The 5,063-nt window shown below is 70.1% G+C and carries 7 protein-coding genes; 4 read left to right on the plus strand and 3 right to left on the minus strand.

Translation table 11 applies throughout. The features are described from left to right. The coding region (locus tag E1294_RS50935) for an ATP-binding protein (RefSeq protein WP_132520244.1) at positions 1-1,843 on the plus strand (1,843 nt) is incomplete at its 5' end. A gap of 31 nt (positions 1,844-1,874) precedes the next feature. On the opposite strand, the gene E1294_RS50940 is transcribed toward E1294_RS50935, so the two are convergent. Then, positions 1,875-2,351, minus strand: a complete 477-nt coding sequence (locus tag E1294_RS50940) for an ATP-binding protein (RefSeq protein ID WP_132520247.1) — start codon at positions 2,349-2,351, stop codon at positions 1,875-1,877. Positions 2,352-2,496: 145 nt separating this feature from the next. Here E1294_RS50940 and E1294_RS50945 point away from each other — a divergent pair, with 145 nt between their 5' ends. Next, positions 2,497-2,892 carry a nuclear transport factor 2 family protein gene (locus E1294_RS50945; RefSeq protein WP_132520251.1) on the plus strand — a complete coding sequence of 132 codons (396 nt, stop codon included), beginning with the start codon at positions 2,497-2,499 and terminating at the stop codon, positions 2,890-2,892. Here E1294_RS50945 and E1294_RS50950 read toward each other — a convergent pair. Then, on the minus strand, positions 2,889-3,164 hold the full coding sequence (locus E1294_RS50950) for a hypothetical protein (protein WP_132520255.1): 276 nt from the start codon (positions 3,162-3,164) through the stop codon (positions 2,889-2,891). The two genes, E1294_RS50945 and E1294_RS50950, sit on opposite strands and share 4 nt — an antisense overlap. Before the next feature lie 178 nt (positions 3,165-3,342). Between E1294_RS50950 and E1294_RS50955 the strand changes: the two genes are divergently transcribed. Next, on the plus strand, positions 3,343-3,597 hold the full coding sequence (locus E1294_RS50955) for a hypothetical protein (RefSeq protein ID WP_132520258.1): 255 nt from the start codon (positions 3,343-3,345) through the stop codon (positions 3,595-3,597). 151 nt (positions 3,598-3,748) lie between these two features. On the opposite strand, the gene E1294_RS50960 is transcribed toward E1294_RS50955, so the two are convergent. Next, the gene (locus E1294_RS50960) at positions 3,749-3,982 is read right to left on the minus strand and encodes a hypothetical protein (protein ID WP_132520261.1); all 234 of its coding nucleotides are present in this window, start codon (positions 3,980-3,982) and stop codon (positions 3,749-3,751) included. Positions 3,983-4,460: 478 nt separating this feature from the next. Here E1294_RS50960 and E1294_RS50965 point away from each other — a divergent pair. Beyond that, a partial coding sequence (locus E1294_RS50965; RefSeq protein ID WP_342775164.1) for a formyltransferase family protein occupies positions 4,461-5,063 on the plus strand: 603 nt, incomplete at its 3' end.

The following is a 5,063-nucleotide window of genomic DNA, read 5'->3' on the forward strand; positions in this document are numbered from 1 at the left end:
CGGCCACACCCCCCGCCCCACCCTCGACACCCTCAAACAGGGCGACGCCGTCCGCCTGTTCGCCGAACGCGCCCGGGCCGTCCTGCCCGCCTTCGCCGTCACCGAGGACAACCGCGAGGTCATCGCCCGCATCGTCCGCCGCCTCGACGGCCTGCCCCTGGGCATCGAACTCGCCGCCGTCCGGCTGCGCGCCCTGTCGGCGCAGCAGCTGCTCGACCGGCTCGACGACCGATTCCGCCTGCTCAACGCCGGCTCACGGGCAGAACTGCCCCGCCACCAGACCCTACGAGCCCTCATCGATTGGAGCTACGCACTGTGTTCGGACGAAGAACGACTGCTGTGGGAACGGGCCTCGACCTTCGCCGGCGGCCTGGACCTGGAAGCGGCCGAGACGATCTGCTCCGGCCGCGGAATCGACCGCCACGACGTCGTCGACCTGGTGATCGGCCTGGTCGACAAGTCCGTGCTGATACGCGAAGACCACCCGTGCGGCGTCCGCTACCGGATGCTGGACACCCTGCGCGCCTACGGCCGCGAACGCCTGGCCGCCTCCGGCCACGAGGACTGGCTGCGGGAACGGCACGCACGTTATTACCGCGACCTGGCCGCACGGGCCCGAACGGACCTGTTCGGCCCCCAGCAGATGCGCTGGCTCACCCGCCTGCACGTCGAACACGCCAACCTGCGCACCGCCCTGGAGGAGTCCTTCAACGGACCGGACGGCACGCGCACCGGCCTGACCATGGCCACCGACCTGCTCTATCACTGGACCACCAGTTATTACCTGGCTGAAGGCCGGCGCTGGCTGGAGCGAGGACTCACCGCCACCGACGTCCCCGACGACGTACGCGCCTGCGCCCTGTGGGCCGGCGGCTGGCTGGCCATCATCCAGGCCGACAAACCCGCCGCCACCACCATGCTGCACGACAGCCGCCGCGCGGGGGAGCAGCTGCGGGACCAGCACGTCCTCGGCTACGTCGCCCTGTTCTCCGGCATGATCGCCATGTGGGAGGGCCGCACCGCCGACGCCATCACCCTGTACGAGCAGGCCCTGGCCAAGCACCGCGCCTGCGGCGACCCCGCCGGCACGGCGCTGTCGCTCATCCGGCTGTCACTGGCCTGCTCCTACACCGGCGACACCGCCTCCGCCGTGACCGCGGGGGAGGAGTGCCTGGCCCTGTGCGAAAGCCACCGCGAAAGCTGGCACCGCGCGTACGCCATGATGGCGCTGGGCGTCGAGGTGTGGCGGCAAGGAGACCTGCGGCGCGCCACCGACCTGGAACAGCAGGCGCTGGTGGTCAACCGCAGCCTGGGCGACTCCCTGGGCATCGGCATCACCCTCGAAGCGCTGGCCTGGATCGCCGCCTCACAGTGCCGCCACCAGCGCTCCGCACGCCTGCTCGGCATCCTGCAGACGGTGTGGGCGTCCGTCGGGGCGCCCCTGTCCGGGTACGGGCACCTGGCCGGCTACCACGACGCCTGCGAGGAGGAGACCCGCAAGGCGCTGGGGGAGGCGGCGTTCGGCACGGCCGTACGGCGCGGCGCCCGCATGCCGCTCGACGAGGCGCTGGCCTACGTCCTGCAGGAGGAGCCGCCCACCGGCCGCGGCGAGGGCGCCGAGCGGCTGACCCGGCTGACCCGCCGCGAAAGCGAGATCGCCCGGCTCGTCGCCCGCGGCCTGACCAACAAGGAGATAGCGGCCTCGCTCGTGATCTCACAACGCACCGCCGAAGGCCACATCGAGCACATCCTCACCAAACTGGGCTTCAGCTCCCGCTCCCAGATCGCGGTATGGGTGGGGGAACGCACCAGAGCCGACGACAAGACCACGCCGGGGGAGTGAAGCCGGAACCCGCGCTCACCATCCCCGGCGGTCAGTGCGCGTGCCCGCCGCCGGCGGGCAACTCGAACCACGCCACCTGCCCGGAGACACCCCAGCAGCAGGCCAGCCGGGCCAGCAGCGACTGGTGCGGCGCCGGGCCCGGTCGCGCCCCAGGACCGGCGAAGAGCCCCGTCACCTCGCAGCGCAGCAATCCGTCGTCCACGCGCAGCGCGAGCCTGATCCGGCCGCCGCAGCGGCGCAGCGCGTCGGCGACGAGCTCACCGACGAGCAACTCGGCGGCCTCGGCCTGCCGGTGCAGCCCCCACGCCGACAGCCGCGCCGTGGCCAGCCGGCGGGCGGCGGGCACCGCCGACGGCCGCGCCGACAACAGCCACGACACCTCGCGATCCCGCCCCGCCCATCCGGTGCGCACGGCCAGCGCGTTGGCCATGGCCAGGAGCGCGTTGCGGGAGGGGAGCCGTACGGCGGGCGTCCTCGGGTCGTTTCCTCGCCGGTCCATGGCGCGCACGTCGGTTCCTCTCCCTCGGGGGGCTGGTGAGCGGTCCTCACGTAGCTTGCCGCCGCACCCCCAACCACAAGACGGGAGAAATACCCCTATGGGTACCTATTGGGTGTCACGTGGACCGCAACCCGCACCCACCACAATGGACACCATGGACACCCGCACCGCCGCCCAGCGCTTCGCCGACACCTGGCAACACGGCTGGACCCACCACGACACCGACGCCATCATCGCCCTCTACCACGACGACGCCGTCCACACCAGCATGCCCTTCCGCCCACCTCACCAGGGCAAACAAGCCATCGCCGACTACATCGCCTGGTCATTCAGCAGCGAGACCGACCCCCACGTCACCTTCGCCACACCCCTCGTCGACGGCGACCAGGCCGCCATCGAATTCCAGGTCCACGCCCTCGACGACGGCCGCCCCACCACCCTCGCGGGCTGCGTCTTCGTCCACTTCGACCCCGACGGACTCGCCGTACGCACCCGCGACTACTGGCACACCACCGACCGGCACCTCGGCACGGAGAACCCGGCGACCTAACGCGCCACCCGCACCGGCCCCGCACCCGCCGCCACCGGCCGCGCCGGAGCCGCCTGCGGCTGAGGACGCGCCACCCGCTGCGCCGCCTCCTCCTCGGCACGCCGCTCGGCGCACCCACCCCCGCAGTAACCGTTCGACACGATCAGCCGCCCCCGCAACGCCGTGTACGCCTCCTTACCCGAAGCGGGCAGAACCCCCTGGCACATCTGGCATAACACCGACTGGCTCCCCACGTGCTGCTCCTCTCGCGGCGCGAATAGCAGAATCTCCACCTTAAGCCCCCTAAACCCGCCGAGGAAGCGAATCGACAGGCCGTCAAACCAGCCGTCAAACGTGCGGGGATGGCCCCTTCGTCCCCAGAGTTCCTCCTTTACTTGACATAATGCTCATTATCGAGCAACTACGAGAGCGGGTCGCATAAACCATTCCGTCCCGGGAAGACGCCCCCACATGTCACCCCTGGAGGTCACCACCCCAAGCCTCATCGCGCTGTCGGCCGTCGTCGCCGCCGCGGCCATCTGGCTGATCATCTGGGCCGTCCGGCTCACCAAACGCCCGCGCAACCGGCCCAACCCCAGTATGGATCTTGTGGACCAGGCGCGGGAGCTCAAGGCGCTCGGCCAGATCCGTGAGGCCGTCTTCCTCGTACGCGGTGAGACGGGCATGAGCCAGCGGGCCGCCTCGCGTTTCGTCAACCGGCTGTAGGCGCGGCGCCCTTCCGGGCGCCCCAGCGGAGCCGTGTCTGATACCCGACAGAACAGGGATTCTGTCTGGTATGGCCTGATTTGCTTCGCTGTATCGCTTATGTGATAAAACGCCCAGATGGCCGATCAGGATGAAGTCCAGGCGGCGAGGTTCAGCGGCTTGGGGTGATCTGGGTGGCGGCCACGGAGGCTGCGGTGTTGCCGGCGTGCGGATAGGCCCGGCGGATGAACGGGCGCTCGTAGGCGTAGTGGAACAGGTAGATGCCCGCTTGGAAGGCGGCCGCGACGGCGAGGCCTTCGGCGGCACGTGACCAGATGGCCCAGCCGTAGGCTGCTGCACATGGGGTTGCGGACGTGGCGGTACGGTTCCGAGACGACGAGTTCACCGGCTGTGCCGAGCGGGCGGCTGAGGAACATGTCGCGGCAGTAGTAGGTGTCCAGGCCCGTGGTGTGGTAGGACCCGGTCGTGCGCGCCGGGTTCCCCTCGTCGTCCCGGCCGGTCCGCGTCTCGGGACGCTCGTGCCGGGGTGTGATCATGTCGGCGCCGCGGTGGGGGGACTCCGCCTGGCTCCCCTGCCGGAGGCGGGGTGCGGGCCGCTCTCCCGGGGTGGTCGCCGAGGGGTGGGCCCACGTCGCAGAGCGTGATGTTTATGGGCAAATGGGATTTATCGGCGCTGGTCAGCCGGGGTTTTTGCGGTGAAGTGTCAGCGGTGGTGTGAGTTTCGTGTCAGCATCGATGGCATGTATGGGTCATATGGGACGGGCTTTAATGCCCGAGACCGGTGGGTTCGCCCGTCCGGCTGAGTCCGGTCCCCCGTGCCCGTGCGTCGTATCGTCTCCCCTTGTCCGGAAAGAAGTTCCGCGTTGCGTATCTTGCTGCTCTGCTCCGCGTTCAACGGCCTGACCCAGCGTTCCTGGCTGGCTTTGCGGCGCGAGGGTCATGAGGTGAGTGTCGAGCTGGCTGTCTCTGAGCAGGCGATGGTGGAGGCGGCCGAGCTGGCGAAGCCGGATCTGGTGATCTGCCCGTTCCTGAAGGAGCGGGTGCCGGCGGCGTTGTGGCAGGGGCACCGTACGGTGATCATTCATCCGGGGCCTCCTGGGGATCGCGGGCCGTCGTCGCTGGACTGGGCGATCGTGGACGCCGAGCCCGAGTGGGGGGTGACGGCGTTGCAGGCGGTGGAGGAGATGGACGCGGGCCCGATCTGGGGGTATCGGATGTTCGCGATGCCGGCGGAGCCGCCGCGTAAGTCGGCGCTGTACAACGGGCCGGTGGCCGATGCGGCGGTGGAGCTGGTGGTGGAGGTGGCCGGGAAGGCGGCGGACGCGTCGTTCGTGCCGGTGCCGCTGGATTACCGTTCGCCCGAGGTGTGGGGGCGGTTGCGGCGGGCGATGCGGCATGCGGATCGGGAGTTCTCCTGGTCGGAGCCGAGTGAGGACATCGTGCGCCGGGTGCGGGCGGCGGATGGG

Source organism: Nonomuraea diastatica (assembly GCF_004349015.1).
GTDB lineage: Bacteria > Actinomycetota > Actinomycetes > Streptosporangiales > Streptosporangiaceae > Nonomuraea > Nonomuraea diastatica.

Bases quoted from the DNA above. Each gene is read 5' to 3' on its own strand.
- E1294_RS50945 (WP_132520251.1), top strand. From the start codon at position 2,497: ATGGACACCCGCACCGCCGCCCAGCGCTTCGCCGACACCTGGCAACAC.
- E1294_RS50955 (WP_132520258.1), top strand. From the start codon at position 3,343: ATGTCACCCCTGGAGGTCACCACCCCAAGCCTCATCGCGCTGTCGGCC.